Raw genomic sequence first — 20,889 nt, forward strand, 5'->3', positions numbered from 1 at the left:
TAGTGGAAGTATTAATTACTTGGTAGATATATAACAAATGTTGAACCTTCATCTTTTTTACCAATTGCATGTATATAACCATTATGCTTCTCTACAATTTTTTTACATATAGAGAGTCCAATACCTGTTCCAGAGTACTCGGTTTTTGTATGTAATCTTTGAAAAACTTCAAAAATATTACTTGCAAATTCGGGATCAAATCCAATACCGTTATCGGTAAATGAAAGTTTGTAATAGTATTCAGAATTTTTAGCGAAATTCTCTGGTATTTCAATATTTCGTAATCGAACTGAAGTAATGTCAATAATTGGGGATGTATTGGTTTTTCTATATTTTATAGAATTACTGATAAGGTTGGTACACAACTGCTCTATCTTAAATGGAATACCATTAATTACCGGCAATTTATCATACGAAATAATAGTACCCGTATCCTTTATTAACTGTGATAGTTCATCTTCAACTTTAGTAATAACATCATCTAAAGCAATATTCTCAAATTTTGAATTGATCTTATCTATCCTCGAATAAGATAGCAGATTTTGAATCAATTCTCGCATTCTAAATGTTGCAGATTTAATTTTAGAAAAATACCCATGAACCTCATCCGGTATTCCTTTATTACCTGTATCCTCTATTCGAGATATAAACATTTGAATCTTTCTTAACGGCTCTTGCAAATCATGACTTGCCACTCTATTAAAAGATTCTAGTTCCTCATTACTAATTTTCAATTTTTCAAAACTATCAATTAGCTGTCTATCTTTTTCTACACGACTGGTAATATCTTGTACTATACCAACAGATACAGGTCTATCATCAATCTCTATACGCCTGCCTTTTAAATCCAGATACCTAACACCTTTATTTTTGGTCTGAACTCTATAGGTAAATACAGTAGACACGCCATTTTCTTCTTTATTACAACTTAGTGCCTCAAATATTGAAATATCCTCTGGATGGATGAATTCTTTATAGCTGTTAAAAGTAACCTCAAAATGATCGGGTTCAACTCCAAGAATTCTATAAAAGTTATCTGATACGGTTGCGCTACCATTATCTAAATACCAAATAAAACTTCCTACACCCGCAACATTTTCCGCCTCCTTAAATATGGTGTTTTGTAGGCTTAATTCTTCATTTAGTTTTTGTAATATTTTTTCACCTTCCTTAACCTTTGTAGTATCCCATGCGGTATTGGTAATACCATTTGCAGATTTTACTACTGTATTCTGTATATATTTATTTTGCCCTTCAAACCTATAAACACTTTCATGCTCTTGAGACGCGCCACTTAAATAACATTCTTTCATCAAATCAAAAAGTCCGTTTTCTTTTACCATTGGGTACATTTCTAAAAGAGATTTCCCAATAATATCATCCTGTTCTGCACCTGTCACCTTTTCAATTGCATTAGAGGTATAGCGAAATTGAAAATCGGTTATCACTCCATCTGCATCTAATAGTGGCTCAAAATGGCTAATGACATTATTTGAACTTTTATAAACACCTTTTAAAAATTCTTCTGTTTCCTGTAATTTTTTGTTTTGATTATAAACCTGACTGTTGACATCTTGAATTTCTCCTTTCTGCTTATAAATGCTAATAAAGCCAATTATAAATATGCCTAATGCAGTTAATGCTACCAGTAATGAAGACATTGGGGTTAAAAATGATTGAGAGGTATATTCTTCTTTACGCTCAACCATTAAATAATTTTCCTCAGCTAACATTCTTTCTTTTATAACCTGAGATTCTGCTACAATTTTTGAAATACGGTCAACATGCTTATAGCCAATACTAGAAAAATCAATTGCAGCGGTATCTTTTACAGAGACCGTATCTAAAAGACTACTGCTATCTATTTCAATAATGATTTTATCTCGCAATTGCTGTAATGCCTTAACCTTTTCTTGTTGGGCTTCATTGTCTGCAGTAAGTAATTTTAATCTTTCTAGAGACTGACCTAATTCTGTTACCACTATAGAAGAGAGATTACTTTCGTCTTTCTCAAAATATTTTTTAAACTGAATAGATTCCACCTCTAAAAATTTAGCGGATAATTCTACAATAGCTCGTTGAACTTCAAGTGTGTGAGAAACCAAGCCGCCAGTTTTATGTAGCCTTTTAACTTGCTGATATCCCACGGCTACGGTATAAAGAAGCAAACCTACGGCCATTATCAATAAAACAATATATGTTTTAGTGGAAGCAATTAAAGCCTTTAACTTCGTTATTGTAGAACTCATAAATATAATTGACATTTAAAATATGGAGTAAAATAATGTGATATTAACTACATATATTTCAACAAATGAATATACCTCATTTTAAGACCATGGCATCAAAATCCATTAACAAATATTATGGGATTTTTAACTGTAAAAAAATAATGAAATAGACATACGCTATATCCTTAAAGCACCATAATGATATGTTATACCCATAATATAATTGTTAAGGTCGGGTAAAAAACATGGGAAATCTAAAACAGAAAACAGCAAATGTTTTGTGGTTAACCCACTCTGCACTTGCTGTTTTCTAAAAGATGATATGCTTTTTGAGCATATCAATAAAGGGGTTGTTATTCTCCTAATTCTGTAATCTTTTTCTCGTATAATTTTTTACTTTCTACAACAGCAACATTCAACTCTTGCATAATGCCATCTACACGACCTTCTATACTTTTCATTTGATCATTAATATTATCAAAAGAATTTAGTGCAGCAGCTACTTCTAGGGCTTTTACTACCTCAACGGCATCGCCATGTAAAAGTTTCAACTTATCAATAGCTTTTGAAGTATTAGCCAAAGTGCCATTATACTTTGTACGCGCTTTTTCTATGGCACCTAAAAGTGTTTTTTTACTCTTTTCATCACTTAGGCTATTGGTCTGAGTTTCCATAGCTGTGAATAAGTTAGAAGCTTTCTCCTTTAAATCTTCGTATTCTTTGTTCAAATTCTGAACACGGCGATCTACCTTCTCCCAATCACCATATACTTTGGCGAATTCTTTATCTTCATTTTTGGTGTCTTCTAAAGCACTTTTTAATGCATTTAAAGACTCTAAGCCTTTGTTAACGTTTTTATTGGCAGTTTCTTTCTTACTTTCAAAATCGTTTACCTGAGACTTAAATTTATCTTTTAAACGAATAAGATTTTCAGGGCTTTTATCTTTCCAACATGAAGTTAATAAAAGGAAAGTAAGCGCAACAAATAGTGTTTTTTTAAACATGTAATATCATCTTTAGTTAATGGTACGGCAAAGATACATAATCTACCTACTATCCAATTCTGCACCTTTTCAATAAAGAAAAGGCACCACTCATAAGCTATGTGTGGTGCCAATAATATGGTAATATATATTTATACTCTTAAGTATAAGCTACAAGAATGTCTGCTACCCGTTGTAAATTAGATTCTGAAATTTCTGTCTCTGTTGATAACGGAAATGGCTGTTTACCCGGTCTACTAATAAATGCTGCTCGCCAGCCAGCCCATAAGGCTCCGGCTACATCCCAACCGTGTGCTGCTATAAGCATACATTCGTCTAGTTCAACTCCCATTTTTTTAGCACCCCAAACATAGGTATCTGTAAATGGTTTAAATTTTCCTGTAGGTTCAACGCTTAGCATCTCATCGAAATACTCCGTTAATCCTGCACTTTTAAATTGCTTGGTTAAACCTTCTTTAGATGAGTTAGTGAATGCCACTAGTTTATAACCTGCTTTCTTCAATTGCAACAATGCCTCCTTTACTTCAGTATGTGGTGGCAAGTTGCCCATAGCTTCGGCAATAGTTTTACGAGCTTCGCTTTCTGTAATAACTATATCATTATTTGCAGCTACCATTTGTAATGCAGCAGCTCCTATATGTCCAAATGGTTTATATTGTCCGCCTGCAGACACCACTAATGAGTACTGTAACATTGTTGTAAACCAAAGCGGGAGTAAATCTTCTCTACCGCCCAACACTTGACCTACTTCTTTTTTCATGATCGTAAGATCAAGAAGCGTTTCATTAACATCAAAGAATAGGACTTTTGGACGAATATTTTTAGAAATTTTATCTTCTCTAGTTTCGATCATAGCAATATTCTTTTTTTATAAGTTTTCTATATTCTTTTACTAAAGATATAAGAAACGACCAATGAAACCAAAGCAATAACAGCAGCCATCTGCTCTCCATCACTTACCATAATATGAGCAAAAAATGCTAATGTTACCGCAAAGAAAAATGCAGCATACGCCCACTCTTTTAAAATGTGAAATTTAGGGTTCCAAATAGCAAATAAACCAACCAATTTTGCCGTAGCATATGGGTAAATTAAATACGTAGGATAGCCCAATTTTACGAAAGCACCTTTTATAAATTCGTGATTAAAAAAGTACATGCCTGCGGAAAATAATATTACCAAACTAAAAATACCAGTTGCTATGTAATAAATGATTCTATCTCTTTTCATGATTAACAGTATTGGTGGTCAAATATTAATTTATTTCAGCTTATGTAATACTTCTACGATATCCGTGACTTCTGCTCTTTCCGTGTAATCAGCATCTAAAAAAGCATATTGAATAATAGCATCAGTATTGATTACATAAGTCGCAGCCAAAGGCAGTTCATTACTATGATCTCCATTTACTTCACTTAACCCAAATCCTGCTTCATAAATAGTAGCTACCTCATCGGTTAATGTATATACTACGCCATATTCTTTTCCTACTACATTACCAACATCGCTTAAAACAGAAAATTCTAACTTATTCTTCTCTGAAGTAGATAAAGAATTATCTGGCAATTCTGGTGTAATGGCAATTAATGTAGCGCCTGCTTCTTTAATTTCAGGAAGTTTTTCTTGTAAATAGTGCAGTGTAATGTTACAATACGGACACCAACCACCTCTGTACCATGTTAAGACAACTGAACCTTTTTTTAATTCATCATATAACAAAACAGATTCTCCCAATGCATTTTTTAAACTAAAATTAGGCGCTTTATCTCCTATATTCAATGCATTTTCAAGCACCCCAGATGCTGCAACACTTTTAATACCATCAGCATAAATCTTCCTTTTTTCTTCCGTAAATTTCGATGCTCCTTGACGTTTTACATCTAACAATGCATCTAGTTCACCTTTGTTTTTATCTGCTTTATTCATAACCTGCATTTTTAATTTTCTATTCAGCAATCAATTCTGAAAGTACTTGTTTAAAACTATCAACGGGTTGGGCACCTGTTATTGCACTTTTCATGTTAAATACAATAGTTGGTACGGAGTTTACACCCATATTTTTCCATTGTCCCTGTTTATTCCTTACTTCGTAACGGGCTTCTTCATTATCCAATTTAGACAATGCTTCCTCTGCATTTAAACCTACTTCTAATAACGCTTGTTTTAAGACCTCTCTATCAGACACATCTTTTCTTTCTCCAAAAAATGAAGTCATTAAGCGCAATTTTAGTTCCGTTTGTTTCCCAAAATCTTTTGCATACTCCAATAACACATGAGCATCAAAAGTGTTTGACATACGCATGTCATCAAAATAATCGAATTTAAAGCCAAGCTCCTCTCCTATCTCGGTCATGTTCTGTTGCGACGCTTGTTGTTGCTCTATGGTAGAACCATATTTCTCTGTAATATGTTCGGTTACATTCTGACCTTCTGGTGGCATCCCTGGGTTCAATTCAAAAGGTTGCCATTCTATTTCCACTTGATCTTGAATACCTAGTTCATCAATTGCTTTTTCTAATCTCTTGTAGCCAATTGCACACCATGGGCATACAACATCAGATACAATATCTATTTTTAATTTTTTACTCATAATTACATTCTTTATGGTCTATATTTTTTATCCCTGCTAAAATTTCACCAGTACTATGTACTAATAACATTAGAATTTAAATAGCTTTCTTCTCGCTTTTGATCTTCAATATTTTTTTCTTCGGATGTCATATTCAGAACCATAGAGTTCACGATTCTACTTTCACTAAAATTCTGCTCCACTATAACAGCTTTATGATATACGCCTAACGTTTCTGCCGGAAGCGTAGGGCTGCTGTTATTCATGATTACAATGTGATACGCTTCTTTATCAAATGACTTCAATTTCGTTGTAAATGGCACTAATATTGATTTGTCATCTTTAAACACCGGAGTGAAATTTGTTAAAAAGTCTTTATCATTTTCTTTTGCAAACGCATGATAATCTGCAATATGAAGTTCACTCTCTATAACACTGGGCTCGTAACCTAGCAAAAGGAAAGATTGATGTGCTGCATTATCCACATGAAAAGGGGTATTTACCTGCTGATCAAAACGAACCAACCAATGGTAACTTAGTTTTTTACCAAAGTAGGTTTCGCTTAATTTTGACAGTTCCTTTTTAAGTGATGTCATTATAGTTCTAAACTCTAATGGACTTCTATTCTTACCTAAATTAAAGTGTTTAAAACCAGGCTTATCAGAATCTGTTCTAAAAACTGCATGGAAACACTGTTGCGCTAATTTTTCAATAGGTACATCTATATTTTCCATACGTAATCTTCCAACTAATTATTAAAAACTTTTACCAACTACTAGCTATTTATTGTTTGAATCAATAAAGACTTTAGAAAGATACCAAGTCACTAATTTGAATTTCTCCTTGCACGTTACTGTAATTCTTAACGTCGTCAGCGAATGTTGCTGCATGCGGACCAAAAGCAGCTTGAAACGAAGCAACATCATCAAATTTTAAATGGGCAATTGCAACATAAGGCGCAGCCTCACCAGGTGCTCTACCACCAACTCCTAAATCTAATTCTAATCCTTTTAATGCACTACCTACCAATTTAGATACCATTGGCAAATGTGAGTTTTTGTAATACTCGGCATTGAACTTTACGCCTTCGCTGTTCGGATACATTACAGATACTTTTATCATCGTAAATATTTTTATACAATTAATATGATAACAGAAACTCCAAAAAATAATGGAGCTTCTGTGTCTAATTTGAATTTATATTTCTGCCAAAATTTGACGTATCATTTGATTGGTGAATCCCCATTCATTATCATACCACGTCATCACTTTCAATAAATCGCCATCCACTACTCTAGTCATACCTAAATCAACAGTTGATGCATGCGGATTCTTTACAATATCAGAAGATACCAAAGGCTCATCTGTAGTGTCCAAAATATTTTTATATCTATCAGTTGCTGCTTCTTCTTCAAAGATAGCATTCACCTCTTCAATAGTTACATCGCGTTCCATAACAAAAGTTAAATCTGACATAGATCCTACCGGAATTGGCACACGTAACGCAACACCATCAAACTTACCTGCTAATTCTGGTAATGCCTTTGTAGTTGCAATTGCCGCACCTGTTGACGTAGGTACAATATTTGCCGCACCTGCACGACCCATTCTCAAGTTCTTTTGAGAAGGCGCATCAACAATACCCTGAGATGCCGTATATGCATGCACCGTAGTCATAATGGCTTTTTTGATACCAATTCTACGACCCAATACTTCTACAACCGGGCTAATATTATTCGTAGTACAACTAGCACAAGAGAATATGTTAGTCTCACCAGCTTCGGTATTTACACCATGTACTACCGTTGGTATGTCTTCACTTTTAGTAGGTGCAGATATAATTACAGATTTAGCACCTGCTTTAATGTGTTTTCTAGCATCTTCACTCTTAGTAAAGAAACCGGTACTTTCAATAACGACATCAATTTTGTATTCTGCCCAAGGCAAATCCACAGGATTACGTTGCGAGTTGTATTGAATTTTTTTACCATCTATGATAAGGTTGTTTTCATCATGTGAAACTTCCTTTTCATAAATACCATAGACTGAATCATACTTTAATAAATAAGCAATATTCTCTATAGATACGATATCGTTTACTGCTACTAATTCTAATTCTGGAGTATCCAAAATTACTTTTAAAGAAGCGCGACCAATACGCCCCATTCCGTTTATTGCTATTTTTTTCATTTTGATGTATTTAGTTTATTAAAATTAAATAACCTTCTGCCTTAAAGACAGAAGGCTACAATTAATCACTCAATCAACATATGGTTTCGGGGAAAACTGAAACCTCAATTATTTAGACCATGCAAACTTTTCAAAAGGTGCATCGACAGGTGTATGCGCAATATGATTTGTATAGTTACTAATTACCTTTTGAGATAATCCTAAAATAATTTCCAACACTTGTTGCCCTCCATAACCTGCAGCGTAAAAAGTATCTAAATCTTCTTGAGTTACATTACCACGGTTACGAACTATAGTTAAAGTCATAGATCTTAGTGCTTCTAATTTTGCGTCTGCTAACGGAGTTTCGTTACGTAATGCTTCTGTAATAGCATCATCAACCTTCATCATTTTAGCTATACCTGTGTGTGCTGGTACACAGTAATGACAAGCATGCTCAACATTGATAGCTTGCCATACTACTGTCAACTCATCATTATTGAATGAAGTTTCAGTAAATAACTGATGTAATGTTTGATACGCTTCTAAAATTTTAGGTGAAGCAGCCAATACACCATGCAAACCAGGAATCATACCAAATGATTTTTGAGAGTTCTCTAATAATGCTTTGCTACCTTCTGGTGCAGATTCTATGTCGTGTACTTTTAAAGTTGTCATAATCTTATTATTTCTATTAATTATTATATTTATGTTAAATCTAAGCAACTGCTTAGTTATTGTTCAAAAAAAATGCTACAAGTGTAAAAATGTAATCCTAATAATGCCTTTTAACTGTTCCTCTTTAAATACTTTTGATGAAATTGACAGACCTAAAAGAGCGTTCATTAAATAGTCAGCTTGTGCTTCTATTTCTTTTACATCCCTTAAGTCGTCTTGTTTTAGGTTCCTTACAAAAAGTTCTCTAATATTTGAAGAAAAACGTTTCAAAGCCGCCATAATAACCGGACTCGAATCTTCTTTAATTTCGTTTACCGTATTGGTAACCAAACATCCTTTGAAAATTGCACCTTCTCTAGAAAAATCTAGAAAATCAAAAAAATAATCTTTAATACCTTCTAACCCATTATTAGATTTTTCTAAGGTATTGGTGATGGCTTTAATTTGAGTATTATAAAGTTTAATACTTTCTAAGAATACACCTTCTTTATTTTTAAAGCTGGCATAAATAGAGAACTGGTTAATACCCATTTCTTTCTCCAACATACGAACCGATGTGCTTTCATAGCCATTACGCCAGAACAAGCGCATGGCCTTATCTATGACTTCAGTTTCGTTATATTGTTTTTTACGTGCCATTATTTCCAATTACACTACAAAACTAAGCAAGTGCTTTGATATAAAAAAAACTTTTAACTTTAGATTAAGTATTATTGGGCTTTAAAACCTCTTAAAACGAAAATAACCTATTGACATATAGCACAATAGGTTATTTAAATTAGATAAATCAGAAGTTAAAATTCTACCCCTTTCGAATAATTTTATCAATATTTCCAGCTAAGTACATATGGTCACTAGCAGAATTTTTACGAAGAACGTTGGTCATCAACACCACCATATATTTACAATTATCTGGTTGTTCTACGATGATTACCGAGTTCATAAAATTGGTAACATTACCCATATATTTACCACAGGCTTCACCTTTACTTCTATCACACTTATAAAGTGAACCAGATTTAAAATATACGGCTGCTTCTTTTAAGGCAGGTGATTGTGCATAGCGAATTCTACGATCTGTCATATACATCAATCGTTTCATTTCTAAACTAGAAGCCTCATCTACAACTTTACCCTGCTCTAACTGAACCAAAAATTTCATTAACCCTTGTGGCGACCCAATACTACCACCTTTATCACCTACATAGGTATTTGCACCTCTAGTAAAAAAACTACCTAGTCGCCATTCATCAGATGTGATACCTAAATCGCGCAACGGCAAGTTGACAACATCATTACTTAAGTCCGTCAACTCCTTTTTTGGAGTTTCTTTAAAATAAGCATCCGTTTCTTCTTGAGTTAAGTCAGGATATTTTTCACCAAAAGCTGCCATTAACAAAACTTCTCTCCATACTATACTCGCCGCACCATTATTACTTACTGATAACATATGATCAGCCCATTCATATAATGAGAAAACATCGCTAGCAATCACCTGTCGTTTTACCAATGTATTCTTTTCAATATTATAGATAGGAATAGTGTGTTCATCTGTCAATCCCCATATTCCCGCTTTCACAGATTTGTTCTTTAACAATTCCGTTCTTTTTTCAAATGAATCCGGATAAATTTTTTCTAATTGTGTAAACAACCCAACCAAAACAGCCAGTTTACCAACACTACCTGGTTGATAGCCTGCCGTTTCATTTCGTTCGGCATAACGCACATTCTCAGGGTCAGAAATATCCAAGACAGTTAGCGAATAACTTTTATCCAATCCGCGGAAAAGTGCACTTATCTCTTTCTGAAAATCTTCGTTCACCTGCATTAAACCCATTGCACTATCACTCTTTCTTGAGAGTAGGTTCAATTGAATATCGCTGTACGATTTTAAAGCCCCAGCCGGTAATGCCGTTGCATCTTTAAGCTCGCCACTTTTAATTAATTCTAACCTCTTTAAACGTTTTATGCCTGTACGCTCGTAACCGTCAATTGGGTAATATTTGTATGTTGTAAATGCAGATGCACTTAAAACAACAATTAGTAATACTATAATTTTCTTCATACTCATATCAATACTAGTTCTTAAAAACTCTTATATGTAACATCAAAACGACCGTCGATTATATTAACGAATTGACCGTTGCCATCTACTGCTGAAAAATAAAAAATACCTGATATAAACTTCTTTTCTTCATCAATTTTAATTATTTCCAAAACTCCACCAATGTTTTCATTAGAGTAAAATTCCGACTCAATTTTTTCGCCACTAATTTTTTTATTAATACTACAAGTTGCATTAGCTACGAGTGTGTTATTAGTTTCTAATATAGTTTGTGAAAGAGAATATAGACCTTCCGTTAACGGTTCAGCTCCATTAAAAAGCTCTAAAGCAATAGAAACATCACCCTCAATATCATTGAATGTACCTAAAGAAAACCGATACTCTTCAAAAACTTTGCCATAGGTTAATTGCAATTTAGGTGCATCTTCACAGTCTAAACAAAAGCTCTCTTGTTCAGCCACATACACTTGTCCATTAATAAGGCATCCAAATGTATTTAAGCCTGCTATTGTAGATATTGGCAATTCTTCATTAACAACATTGTCATCCTCATCATCACACCCAGTGAAAATAAAAAAGAACGAAGCAATTAAAAACCAATAGATCCTTTTCATTTTACAATTTTGTCTTTAAAGAGATTTCTTTCTCTGTATTAATTTTCGGTGTAATAGATTCTAAATACCCAGAACTCAACGCTTTTTTATTCTCAACAAATGGTCTAATTTGAAACAACCATAATTTATCTTCTTTAAAACCAAGCTCTACATCATAAGCACCTTCGTAATCTGAATTTGTTTCTTTTGGTAGTGTTTCACGAATAGTTTTTGCCAAAGTCCTGATTTCGGTCATGTTCTTTTCATTCACTACTCTATTCTGAAAAGTAGCTGCTTTTTTACCTGTACCGCCTGTTGCTGGTAAGGTATTGTACATTGGCTCGCGTGCTGGCGCTAATAAACGATAGCCATTACTATCATATATAGTATACGTTTCTGCTGACTGACCATCTACGGCACCACCTGCACCTCTGCTGAATGCCACGGTTAAATCTTTATCGTTACCAGAATTGATACCCTTTGTAATTAATACACCCGAGTAATCTACATCCACACTTGGTATCACCAAAATAGAAGGAAAAACATTCTCAGGATTCAATAAATACACCTGTCTCCATTTAAAGCTACGTTCAGTGTATGGTGAAGCCCACACATCTTTTATACCTTCTAAAACTTTTTCTTTATCCAACACATTGAATAATGTTAAGTTTAAACCTGCACCAGTAAACTCTTTTAAATCCTCCATATTGGTGTCACTACGTAAGAACACAGGAATTTTTCCAAAGTCCGACCCAAGAACAGATTTGAATTTACTTTCCAGTTGATTCATAAAATCTTCTTTCAAAGGCATTTTCTTAATTGCAGCTCTTAGTATTTCCAATTGACGCAATTGATAATTTTCAACTTCTGGCTCTGATACATTTGCACTGCGCATACGCTCAGCTTCCACAAACATCGCATTCAAATATTCCCAATATGAACTATTCTCGCCTGGCATTTGCTGATCCATATGGTCTCTAAAAATTCCGAACGGAATCACTAACCCCTCAACCACCTGCTTAGGAAACATTTTTTTCAACTGTCCAAGGTTCGCAGCTTTTGGTCCGCATAACGCTCCCGAATCGCTAGCATCAACATCGCGCATATTCAAAACATCGGTATTTCCCAATTGAATTTTTTCAACAGGTACTTCTATCTTATCGGTATTACGTTCTTTTTTTACGAATAATCCGCGTTCTTGATCCGTCATTTGAGACTCTGGTTTCAAGATTACATTACCTTTATTAGAAACTGCATAAAACACCCTTGTACCGTCGTACTTCTTTAAACTTTGAAGGTTAGCATCTGACAAAGCCGCATTTGGTATCCCTAAATTACGCGCCAGTAATTGCACATGCGAAACCATGTTCCCTTCTGCCACCGTAGCAATACCTGCAACTGGTTTTAAATCTGAAGGTGAACGTTGAAATACATAAATTTTATCGGCAGATACTTCTACATCTTCAGATGAGCCATCTACAACCACTAATTCACCATAAGCATACCCAGGGTTTAAACCTCTAAACGTACTTTGGTTAGCAACATCCATCACTTTATTGGTCAAGGCAGATTCTTTTGCTATAAAATCACCAAGCTCTCCTACACTTTGCCCTAAATGCAATGCGACAGAACCTCTAATTCTATCATCGATAAAAGCATATGCCTTAGGCTCAAAAGCGGTATACACATTTACCACTTCTTGGTAGTTTGCCTTTACCATAGCAGCACTCCATTCTACTGCTGCTCTTGCAGTTTCCAATACTTGGGTTAATTCTGCTAAGCTTAATTGATCTTGATTAAATTTGCTTAATGTACCAGAAATTTGCTCCCACTCCCACAGCTCTAAATATCCAGCACCAACTGAAGCCGTTGCTAAAGCACAAATTTTTTCTAATTGCCCGCTAACGCTGGTTGGCTCCCAATTAGGTGCATTTTGAAATAGAAGTTCTTCTAATTTTAATGAGATATCTAATAATTGTAAGCGTGCCAATGGTCGCTTTTCGGCTATTAATTCTTCACGAATATCAACTAGTAACAATGCAGCTTCGTTTACAGTATAGCTTGCGGTATCATTTGCCTCTTTACTATTTATAAAAGCTTGAACTTTATCGCCAAGTGAAGTTCCTTTAATCAATTTGGACTTATCTAATAAAGCCTGAACATCTACTGGCTTAAAGAAAACTTGCATAGTGCTTACCAAGCCATCTAACTTCTTATTTAAATCTGTAGTTAGTAATTTCTGATTTTTTGATTTGAAATCAATTACTTTTTGAATATCCAATTTTTCTGGTTGACTATGAATCTTAGTTCTCAAGTCCATAAACGGAGTATACAAATCTGAAATCACTTTCGATTCGCTTCGCATTAATTGCGCAATATTATCATCACCGTTATGAGGGATGTCTTTTAAAGACTGTCTAATAAGGTAGAAATTATTGGCAATGATAGCATCTTGCGATAATATAGATTTGTAGAAAGCAATACCCCATGCTTCTTCATCTTCTACCTGAACCGATCCTCTGTAAAACTGTCCTTTCTGATTGATCCATCCGTCATCGACCAAACGCAAATACTTATCTAATTGATATTGTTTTAAACGAGAATGGTTGTGGTTAGCATCCCAAAGTTCATCAATAGTTGTATAAGCTAGAATTTGACCAAAGTAAATATGGTTGCTTTTACCCAAAGCAACTACCTCATCTTTATAGCGCGCATGCTGCACCCCTGGACCTATATTATCTGGACAAGGATCTTTTGGCTGGCGTACGCTACCATCTGTACAAAACCAACGAATATCTTTATACGGACCCCTAATATCATTTTTATAGACGCCAATTAAATTTTGAACCTTATCTGGTGACACTTGAGTCTGGGAATAACCTAATCGTGTTATCCCAAAAGAAACAAGTATCAAAACAACAAGTAGCTTAGGTAAATTATAGTTTTTCAATGGAGTGGTATTGATTAATTGGGTAAAGGTAGTATCTAATTATGCTACTTTATAGTCTAAACATCAATTATTTTATTGCAATAAATCAAAAATAGCCCACTGGTTTACAGTTCATTAAGTTTAAAAAAAACTTTCATAATAAAATGATAAATTTAATCGTTATTCAACTAATTAGATTTCATTTGTAACAACTTTTCAAGTCTCAAAAACAGGCTTGAAAACCGGGCAAAAAAAATCGAAAATTAACTTAACAAGCAAAAAATGAAATCACTTTTAATAGTATTGTTCGTAGCAGTTTCTTCGTTTACCACATTTGGTCAAGACACAGGTACCATGAATGCAACTTATGAAGGCTATAGCAATGGCGTTTACTCTTTTACAGATGATGAAGGCGAAATTGTAGAATTCAATAATGTTACCAACGAAGTAAGCAGCAAGTACGATTTAACTAGTCAAAAATTTGTTGGTAGACAGTTTTCTATCACTTTTACAGTTGACTCTGAATTGGATGAAGACGATGAAGAAATTCAAGTTAGCACCATTGTAGACCTGCTAATGCCAGAATAAATAATCTAAAGGACCTAAACAGGTCCTTTTTTTATGTTCTATTTTAGTGGTAGTTTAAAGAAGTAAAACACACAAAACAATCTCACTTCAAAGAGCCGATTCTTTTTCGTTTCTTTGTAATTCATAACAAAAAAATAAAATGACTTTACTTGGTATTGATGTTGGTGGTTCTGGAATTAAAGGAGCTTTAGTTAATTCTGAAACCGGAGAAATGATCTCAGAGCGCTTTAGAATACCTACTCCCATACCTAGAACACCAGAAGCAATGACCGATGTAATCGCTGAAATTGTTGCACATTTTGACTACAAAGGTAAAGTTGGTTGTGGTTTTCCTACGATAATAAAAAATGGTGTTTGCAAAGCTACCGGTAATCTTCATAAAAGCTGGTTAGGTGTTAACGTTGAAGAATTGTTGGAGAAAAAGACCGGTTTAGATTTCACCGTTATCAATGATGCCGATGCCGCTGGTTATGCCACAATGAACTATGGTATTGGTAAAGGCGAAAAAGGTCTTGTTATTATGATTACCATAGGTACAGGCTTAGGTAGTGGGGCATTTTTAGATGGCAGATTGATTCCTAATTTTGAATTGGGTCAAATACCCTATAAAAAATATTCCAAGATTGAAAAATGGGCGGCTGGTTCGGCTAAAGATAAAGAAGGACTATCTTATAAAAAATGGGGAAAAAGATTCAACACCTTTTTAGAATATGTTGAGTTGATTGTTTCTCCAGATTTAATTATTCTTGGTGGTGGAGCATCTAAAGATTTTAATGAATTTAAATCTAAAATTAAGATTGATACTAAGGTTATAGCAGCAGAACTTCAAAACCATGCTGGAATAATTGGCGCAGCGGTAGCATCACTACATAAAGGAGAATAAGATAAATTACTTTTATAAAAAAAGCCTCAAAGATAACTTTGGGGCTTTTTTATGTTTAATATGTTGAAATAATTATTCAAGAATTTTAGCACCTTCAGGAGCATCAAAGAAATCTTTAGACAAATCCTTTTCAAAAGATACATCGGTGAAATCAATTTTGGTAATATAATCTCCAGGTTGATTGTCTTTTACTGTCCAATAGGTTTTAAAACCGCCTGGCATTGTAATACCATCTACAACTTGTTCTCCTATGAACTCAGTAAATTTTTCTGGCGCATGCCCGCCATCTTTAAAATATTGAGGATAAGAAACTATGTACCTCATAACCGCCAATTTATTAGATTCTTTGTTTACATATAGAATGTAATAATCATCTGGCGCATCACCAGTTTCAGCATCAAAAGTTACTTTGACTACGTTATACTCTTTCTCTTTGTAAGTAGTAGGCTCCAACAACTCTAAGTTCACACCTTCCCCACTCAAAACAAACGGATGACCAACAAACCATAACGGAGTTAGCGCCCAGAATTTAGTATCATAGGCAAATGCGGTACTATCTTTAGCTTTTACCCAAGCTTGTTCTCCTGTCCATCCAAATTTGGCAGAACTTTCCGTAGCACTTGTATGCACAGATCTGTTACTCCATGTATCTACGGTTTGGTAACTATCTCTAGCAGTTTTACCATCTAAAGGTTGATAATTAAAACGAAAAGTAATTGGTCCGTTTGCGAACCAAGTATCCAATCCACCATGAGCCTCCATTGCATTCCATACTACTTTTCCTGCTTCAGAGCTATTTAGTTTTTCTTTAGCTTTTGCAACTCGCGAGTTAACCCAAGATTCTGGGATAGAGATAACATCAGTTTCAGTTACCGATACATCAGTAGCTTTATTAACAGATTTAGGAGTTTCTTTACAGGATAAAATAACTGCAAATACTGATAAGAGTGAAAATTTGTAAAGTAATTTCATAGTTGTGTGCCGTTTAGTTTATTACCTAGTAGCGATCAGACGGCTTTATGATCCAAACTAGCAGTTTTACGTTCCTCATAATTCTGTGCCACCTGCTTATCTAGTTCTTCTGGTGCTTCAAAATTTAAGGTATTTTCTTTCAGTCGGTCATCACCGCCAAAAATAACTTGAATTTCTTTTTTTAATAAACCTTCTAATGATCGTTGTGCAACATAATCTGGGGCATCCATTTTTCTACCTGTAAATTTTTGCATCATTTCCGTATCCGTAGCGGTTGGAAAAGCACACGTAACCGAAATGTTAAAAGGAGCCAATTCTCTTCTCATAGAATCTGAAAACTGACGTACTGCAGCTTTTGTACTTCCGTATACGGCATAGAAAGGCATACCTATTAATCCTAATCCAGATGAAATATTTAAGATATAAGCATCTTCAGAGAATTTTAAAAGAGGGATACAGTATTTGGTCAATAACATTACTGCTGTGTAGTTTATGGCTACTTGATCATATAAGTCTTCATCTTGTATATCCTCTAAAGGACCTGCAGCTACAATACCTGCATTATTGATCAGTATATCTAAATGTCCCCATTTATCTTCTATACGTGCGGCAGCGTCTCTTAATACTTGAATATTTGCTACATCACCGGTTATTCTAATGAAATTGACATCTGCAAATTCTTCCGATAATAGCTTTAGATTCTTCTTGTCTCGAGCTATTACGGCAATATTGGTTACCCCTTTTTCAATAAGATATTCTACCATGCATTTACCAATGCCACGAGTACCTCCTGTAATAAGTACATTTTTACCTTTTAATTGCATACTATGTTTTTGTTTGAGTTGAGTTTAAATCGCACTTTAAATTAGATAAAAATCTATGCAGAAACGAAGAAAAACGAACGATGCAATCATTATTAAGAAAGTAGGAAAATCTATCTTAATTTTTTGCATTTTCCTTAATACAATAGCTCTAAATCTCATTAAATCAGCTTAGTAATAACCTCAATTGACAAACAATGGCCCAATACCAAAATTACACAACCAAAAAAGCCACCTAGAAAGGTGGCTTTTTTTATATAAAGTAAATAAAATCGCTTAAAAAAGGACTTTACTATTTATGCAATTTTATTACGCTTACGGTCATTTTCCGTTAGGTAAATTTTACGAAGACGTAAATGCTTAGGAGTAACCTCTACATATTCATCTTTCTGAATATATTCTAAAGCTTCTTCTAATGAAAACTTAATTGCTGGTACAATTTTAGCTTTATCATCCGCTCCTGAAGAACGTACGTTAGACATCTTTTTAGTTTTCGTAATGTTCACGGTCATATCATCTCCACGAGAGTTTTCTCCAATAACTTGACCTTCGTAAATATCTTCACCCGGATCAACGAAAAACTTACCACGATCCTGTAATTTATCAATAGAATAAGGAATAGCTTTTCCTTTTTCCATAGAAACTAAAGAACCATTCTGACGTTGAGGAATATCACCTTTCATTGGTTGATACTCTAAGAAACGGTGTGCCATAATAGCTTCACCAGCAGTAGCAGTCAATAATTGGTTACGAAGACCGATGATACCACGCGATGGAATTTGAAATTCACATAACATACGGTTACCTTTTGCTTCCATCTTAGTCATCTCACCCTTACGGATAGATACCATTTCAACAGCTCTACCAGAAACTTCTTCAGGTAAATCAATAGTTAAATGCTCAATAGGCTCACATTTAACACCGTCTATTTCTTTTATAATTACTTGTGGTTGTCCTATTTGCAATTCGTATCCTTCACGACGCATAGTTTCTATTAAAACAGAAAGGTGTAATACACCACGACCGAATACTAAAAACTTATCAGCACTATCAGTATCATTTACACGTAGGGCAAGGTTTTTCTCCAATTCCTTCGCCAAACGATCTTTAATATGTCTAGAAGTAACAAATTTACCATCTTGACCAAAGAATGGGCTATCGTTAATAGTAAACAACATACTCATTGTAGGCTCATCTATTGCGATAGTTTTTAAAGCTTCTGGATTTTCTAAATCAGCAACGGTATCACCAATCTCAAAACCTTCAACACCAACTAAGGCACAGATATCACCAGTTTCAACTTCTTGTACCTTTTTACGGCCTAAACCTTCAAATACGTACAATTCTTTAATTTTAGATTTAACGATAGAACCGTCTCTCTTAACCAAAGATATAGCTTGACCTTCTTTTAAAGACCCTCTTTGTAATCTACCGATAGCAATTCTACCTGTAAATGAAGAGAAATCTAAAGAGGTAATTAACATTTGCGTATTTCCTTCTTTTGGTTCAAAAACAGGAATATGCTCGATAACCATATCTAATAATGGCTCTATGTTAGTTGTTTCGTTTTTCCAATCTTCGCTCATCCAGTTGTTCTTTGCTGAACCATAAACTGTAGGGAAGTCTAACTGCCATTCTTCAGCACCTAGTTCAAACATTAGATCAAAAACTTTTTCATGTACTTCTTCTGGAGTACAGTTTTCTTTATCAACTTTATTAATAACCAAACAAGGCTTTAATCCTAAATCAATCGCTTTCTGTAATACAAAACGAGTCTGTGGCATTGGTCCTTCAAAAGCATCTACCAACAACAAAACACCATCAGCCATGTTCAATACACGCTCTACTTCACCACCAAAATCGGCGTGACCAGGAGTATCGATAATATTTATCTTAGTATCCTTATATATAACGGAAACGTTCTTGGAAGTAATGGTAATACCACGTTCTCTTTCCAAGTCGTTATTATCCAAAATTAAATCACCTGTATTCTCGTTTTCACGAAACAAGCTACAGTGGTACATTATTTTGTCTACCAAGGTGGTCTTACCGTGGTCAACGTGCGCAATGATCGCAATATTCTTTGTAGTGGACATAAGGTCTATTTTAAGCGTGCAAAGATACTTTAAATATTAATAGTTGCACTTAAACTTTTGTTATTTTTATCTTATTGATTTTGAGAGAGTTCCCTTGAGCTTAGGCTACTTTTTTCTACCGCCAATTACCCAACCAAGTCTAACATCTATTAAAACACCTGTATTTGCATCAAATTCATTAACAAAAATACCTGGTCCAAAGGCTAAACCAAAATAGAATCCCTTTTTGTAAGTACGCTGTAAACCATATGCTAAGACAATATTATAATAGTAATCTGAAGCATATTCTAAATTACCAATTATGGGTGTACCAAATTGCAATTGATTTAAAAATGAAATATAATTACCTGTGTTACCAGATATATTCTTGCCTTTTCTAAGCCTTCTATCGAAATTAATATACTGTCTAACTTCTGCAGCCAAGCCTGGAAAAAGTCCAAAATCAATATCCCTACCAGACCCTCCGTTCAATGCAAAACCTAAAAAACCTTCCAAGTTCAATGTAGTTTTAGAGCCAACGCCTAATTCATAAGATACACCAGGTGCCAATGCGTTAATTTTAAAAAGTCCGTCCTCTACTAATTTCCCTGATTGTGCATTCACATAAAAAGCGGACAAAAGAATAACTAATAGAAAAATGACTTTTTTCATGTTGTAGTTTGTTTTGATATTATTTGGGTTGTATATCAAATATTAGACCACGTTAATCAAAAGTTGGCTTTGTAGATTTTCTTTTTGTTGCTACCCATCCAAAATTTAAGTTTACCATAAAACCGTGACCGTTATCCAGACCGTCACCCCTAAAATAACCATAACCAATTTCCCCATTAAAATTAAATCCCTTTCTATTGGTACGTTGCACGCCATACACTCCGCCATAGAAAGCAAAGGCATAGTTACTATTTCCGTCAGATATATTATCGGTAAACTGAACAGGTTCCCAGAAAATACTACGTGCAGGACCAAAGTAATTTGCAGAATTACCTACCGTATTCTTATTGACATCTAAACGCTCTTGAAAATTATGGTAATATCTTATTCTGGTATGCCAAGCAAAACCTAAAGCATAGCCTTCTTGGTATCTTGCAAATGCTGGAGTAAAACTAGTTGATGCACTTACATTTTTAAATAAGCCCAACTCATATCTAATACCAGGACCAAGTAGATTAATTGTAAATTGATGACGCTCTAGGTTGACGAGTCCGTTACCTTTTTCAGAAAAATCCCTAATCTGAGAATGTGCTGTCGTAATAGATAAGAATAGAAAAATCAGCGTAATTTTTTTCATATA

General features: G+C 34.4%; 21 protein-coding genes. 2 read left to right on the forward strand and 19 right to left on the reverse strand.

Features of this window, described 5'->3' with window-relative positions; genetic code table 11:
• Nucleotides 1–11: 11 nt before the first annotated feature.
• The 14 genes from P178_RS22525 to P178_RS0102450 all read right to left on the reverse strand — a co-directional run bounded on the left by P178_RS22525 (nucleotide 12) and on the right by P178_RS0102450 (nucleotide 14,259).
• On the reverse strand, nucleotides 12–2,249 hold the full coding sequence (locus P178_RS22525; RefSeq protein ID WP_051638150.1) for an ATP-binding protein: 2,238 nt from the start codon (nucleotides 2,247–2,249) through the stop codon (nucleotides 12–14).
• A 335-nt stretch (nucleotides 2,250–2,584) separates the two neighbouring features.
• Complete coding sequence (locus P178_RS0102390) at nucleotides 2,585–3,235, reverse strand: hypothetical protein (protein ID WP_027064704.1); 651 nt, start codon at nucleotides 3,233–3,235, stop codon at nucleotides 2,585–2,587.
• Between the two features lie 139 nt (nucleotides 3,236–3,374).
• Nucleotides 3,375–4,088, reverse strand: a complete 714-nt coding sequence (locus P178_RS0102395; protein WP_051638151.1) for a haloacid dehalogenase type II — start codon at nucleotides 4,086–4,088, stop codon at nucleotides 3,375–3,377.
• Between the two features lie 26 nt (nucleotides 4,089–4,114).
• The gene (locus P178_RS0102400; RefSeq protein ID WP_027064706.1) at nucleotides 4,115–4,465 is read right to left on the reverse strand and encodes a DoxX family protein; all 351 of its coding nucleotides are present in this window, start codon (nucleotides 4,463–4,465) and stop codon (nucleotides 4,115–4,117) included.
• Between the two features lie 30 nt (nucleotides 4,466–4,495).
• Nucleotides 4,496–5,161 (reverse strand): peroxiredoxin-like family protein, encoded by a 666-nt coding sequence (locus P178_RS0102405; RefSeq protein ID WP_027064707.1) that lies wholly within the window; start codon nucleotides 5,159–5,161, stop codon nucleotides 4,496–4,498.
• 19 nt (nucleotides 5,162–5,180) lie between these two features.
• Nucleotides 5,181–5,825, reverse strand: a complete 645-nt coding sequence (locus P178_RS0102410; RefSeq protein WP_027064708.1) for a DsbA family oxidoreductase — start codon at nucleotides 5,823–5,825, stop codon at nucleotides 5,181–5,183.
• Between the two features lie 53 nt (nucleotides 5,826–5,878).
• Nucleotides 5,879–6,538 (reverse strand): hypothetical protein, encoded by a 660-nt coding sequence (locus tag P178_RS0102415; protein WP_027064709.1) that lies wholly within the window; start codon nucleotides 6,536–6,538, stop codon nucleotides 5,879–5,881.
• Between the two features lie 73 nt (nucleotides 6,539–6,611).
• Nucleotides 6,612–6,926 carry an EthD family reductase gene (locus tag P178_RS0102420; RefSeq protein ID WP_027064710.1) on the reverse strand — a complete coding sequence of 105 codons (315 nt, stop codon included), beginning with the start codon at nucleotides 6,924–6,926 and terminating at the stop codon, nucleotides 6,612–6,614.
• Between the two features lie 75 nt (nucleotides 6,927–7,001).
• Nucleotides 7,002–7,994 carry a type I glyceraldehyde-3-phosphate dehydrogenase gene (gap, locus tag P178_RS0102425; RefSeq protein WP_027064711.1) on the reverse strand — a complete coding sequence of 331 codons (993 nt, stop codon included), beginning with the start codon at nucleotides 7,992–7,994 and terminating at the stop codon, nucleotides 7,002–7,004.
• A gap of 108 nt (nucleotides 7,995–8,102) precedes the next feature.
• Complete coding sequence (locus P178_RS0102430) at nucleotides 8,103–8,651, reverse strand: carboxymuconolactone decarboxylase family protein (RefSeq protein WP_027064712.1); 549 nt, start codon at nucleotides 8,649–8,651, stop codon at nucleotides 8,103–8,105.
• A gap of 75 nt (nucleotides 8,652–8,726) precedes the next feature.
• Nucleotides 8,727–9,290 (reverse strand): TetR/AcrR family transcriptional regulator, encoded by a 564-nt coding sequence (locus P178_RS0102435; protein ID WP_027064713.1) that lies wholly within the window; start codon nucleotides 9,288–9,290, stop codon nucleotides 8,727–8,729.
• Nucleotides 9,291–9,453: 163 nt separating this feature from the next.
• Complete coding sequence (locus P178_RS0102440; RefSeq protein WP_027064714.1) at nucleotides 9,454–10,716, reverse strand: serine hydrolase; 1,263 nt, start codon at nucleotides 10,714–10,716, stop codon at nucleotides 9,454–9,456.
• A gap of 20 nt (nucleotides 10,717–10,736) precedes the next feature.
• Nucleotides 10,737–11,330, reverse strand: a complete 594-nt coding sequence (locus P178_RS0102445) for a hypothetical protein (RefSeq protein ID WP_027064715.1) — start codon at nucleotides 11,328–11,330, stop codon at nucleotides 10,737–10,739.
• A 1-nt stretch (nucleotide 11,331) separates the two neighbouring features.
• On the reverse strand, nucleotides 11,332–14,259 hold the full coding sequence (locus tag P178_RS0102450) for a PEP/pyruvate-binding domain-containing protein (protein WP_316929980.1): 2,928 nt from the start codon (nucleotides 14,257–14,259) through the stop codon (nucleotides 11,332–11,334).
• Between the two features lie 261 nt (nucleotides 14,260–14,520).
• On the opposite strand from P178_RS0102450, the gene P178_RS0102455 reads away from it, so the two are divergent.
• Together P178_RS0102455 and ppgK are read left to right on the forward strand one after the other, a co-directional pair.
• Nucleotides 14,521–14,826 (forward strand): hypothetical protein, encoded by a 306-nt coding sequence (locus P178_RS0102455; RefSeq protein ID WP_027064717.1) that lies wholly within the window; start codon nucleotides 14,521–14,523, stop codon nucleotides 14,824–14,826.
• A 139-nt stretch (nucleotides 14,827–14,965) separates the two neighbouring features.
• A complete protein-coding gene (ppgK, locus tag P178_RS0102460; protein ID WP_027064718.1) occupies nucleotides 14,966–15,709 on the forward strand; it encodes a polyphosphate--glucose phosphotransferase in 744 nt (247 codons plus the stop codon).
• Between the two features lie 72 nt (nucleotides 15,710–15,781).
• Here ppgK and P178_RS0102465 read toward each other — a convergent pair whose 3' ends face one another.
• From P178_RS0102465 to P178_RS0102485, 5 genes are all read right to left on the reverse strand, one after another.
• Complete coding sequence (locus tag P178_RS0102465; protein WP_027064719.1) at nucleotides 15,782–16,681, reverse strand: DUF6503 family protein; 900 nt, start codon at nucleotides 16,679–16,681, stop codon at nucleotides 15,782–15,784.
• Nucleotides 16,682–16,716: 35 nt separating this feature from the next.
• A complete protein-coding gene (locus tag P178_RS0102470) occupies nucleotides 16,717–17,505 on the reverse strand; it encodes an SDR family NAD(P)-dependent oxidoreductase (protein ID WP_027064720.1) in 789 nt (262 codons plus the stop codon).
• A gap of 293 nt (nucleotides 17,506–17,798) precedes the next feature.
• A complete protein-coding gene (typA, locus tag P178_RS0102475) occupies nucleotides 17,799–19,598 on the reverse strand; it encodes a translational GTPase TypA (RefSeq protein WP_027064721.1) in 1,800 nt (599 codons plus the stop codon).
• A 105-nt stretch (nucleotides 19,599–19,703) separates the two neighbouring features.
• Entirely contained in the window at nucleotides 19,704–20,249 is a 546-nt protein-coding gene (locus P178_RS0102480; protein ID WP_036145604.1) for a hypothetical protein, read from the reverse strand.
• 52 nt (nucleotides 20,250–20,301) lie between these two features.
• Nucleotides 20,302–20,886 carry a hypothetical protein gene (locus P178_RS0102485; RefSeq protein ID WP_027064723.1) on the reverse strand — a complete coding sequence of 195 codons (585 nt, stop codon included), beginning with the start codon at nucleotides 20,884–20,886 and terminating at the stop codon, nucleotides 20,302–20,304.
• Nucleotides 20,887–20,889 lie beyond the last annotated feature (3 nt).

It is taken from the genome of Maribacter sp. Hel_I_7 (assembly GCF_000688315.1).
Classification (GTDB): domain Bacteria; phylum Bacteroidota; class Bacteroidia; order Flavobacteriales; family Flavobacteriaceae; genus Maribacter; species Maribacter stanieri.

Bases quoted from the DNA above. Each gene is read 5' to 3' on its own strand.
- P178_RS22525 (WP_051638150.1), bottom strand. From the start codon at position 2,249: ATGAGTTCTACAATAACGAAGTTAAAGGCTTTAATTGCTTCCACTAAA.
- P178_RS0102390 (WP_027064704.1), bottom strand. From the start codon at position 3,235: ATGTTTAAAAAAACACTATTTGTTGCGCTTACTTTCCTTTTATTAACT.
- P178_RS0102395 (WP_051638151.1), bottom strand. From the start codon at position 4,088: ATGATCGAAACTAGAGAAGATAAAATTTCTAAAAATATTCGTCCAAAA.
- P178_RS0102400 (WP_027064706.1), bottom strand. From the start codon at position 4,465: ATGAAAAGAGATAGAATCATTTATTACATAGCAACTGGTATTTTTAGT.
- P178_RS0102405 (WP_027064707.1), bottom strand. From the start codon at position 5,161: ATGAATAAAGCAGATAAAAACAAAGGTGAACTAGATGCATTGTTAGAT.
- P178_RS0102410 (WP_027064708.1), bottom strand. From the start codon at position 5,825: ATGAGTAAAAAATTAAAAATAGATATTGTATCTGATGTTGTATGCCCA.
- P178_RS0102415 (WP_027064709.1), bottom strand. From the start codon at position 6,538: ATGGAAAATATAGATGTACCTATTGAAAAATTAGCGCAACAGTGTTTC.
- P178_RS0102420 (WP_027064710.1), bottom strand. From the start codon at position 6,926: ATGATAAAAGTATCTGTAATGTATCCGAACAGCGAAGGCGTAAAGTTC.
- gap (WP_027064711.1), bottom strand. From the start codon at position 7,994: ATGAAAAAAATAGCAATAAACGGAATGGGGCGTATTGGTCGCGCTTCT.
- P178_RS0102430 (WP_027064712.1), bottom strand. From the start codon at position 8,651: ATGACAACTTTAAAAGTACACGACATAGAATCTGCACCAGAAGGTAGC.
- P178_RS0102435 (WP_027064713.1), bottom strand. From the start codon at position 9,290: ATGGCACGTAAAAAACAATATAACGAAACTGAAGTCATAGATAAGGCC.
- P178_RS0102440 (WP_027064714.1), bottom strand. From the start codon at position 10,716: ATGAAGAAAATTATAGTATTACTAATTGTTGTTTTAAGTGCATCTGCA.
- P178_RS0102445 (WP_027064715.1), bottom strand. From the start codon at position 11,330: ATGAAAAGGATCTATTGGTTTTTAATTGCTTCGTTCTTTTTTATTTTC.
- P178_RS0102455 (WP_027064717.1), top strand. From the start codon at position 14,521: ATGAAATCACTTTTAATAGTATTGTTCGTAGCAGTTTCTTCGTTTACC.
- ppgK (WP_027064718.1), top strand. From the start codon at position 14,966: ATGACTTTACTTGGTATTGATGTTGGTGGTTCTGGAATTAAAGGAGCT.
- P178_RS0102465 (WP_027064719.1), bottom strand. From the start codon at position 16,681: ATGAAATTACTTTACAAATTTTCACTCTTATCAGTATTTGCAGTTATT.
- P178_RS0102470 (WP_027064720.1), bottom strand. From the start codon at position 17,505: ATGCAATTAAAAGGTAAAAATGTACTTATTACAGGAGGTACTCGTGGC.
- typA (WP_027064721.1), bottom strand. From the start codon at position 19,598: ATGTCCACTACAAAGAATATTGCGATCATTGCGCACGTTGACCACGGT.
- P178_RS0102480 (WP_036145604.1), bottom strand. From the start codon at position 20,249: ATGAAAAAAGTCATTTTTCTATTAGTTATTCTTTTGTCCGCTTTTTAT.
- P178_RS0102485 (WP_027064723.1), bottom strand. From the start codon at position 20,886: ATGAAAAAAATTACGCTGATTTTTCTATTCTTATCTATTACGACAGCA.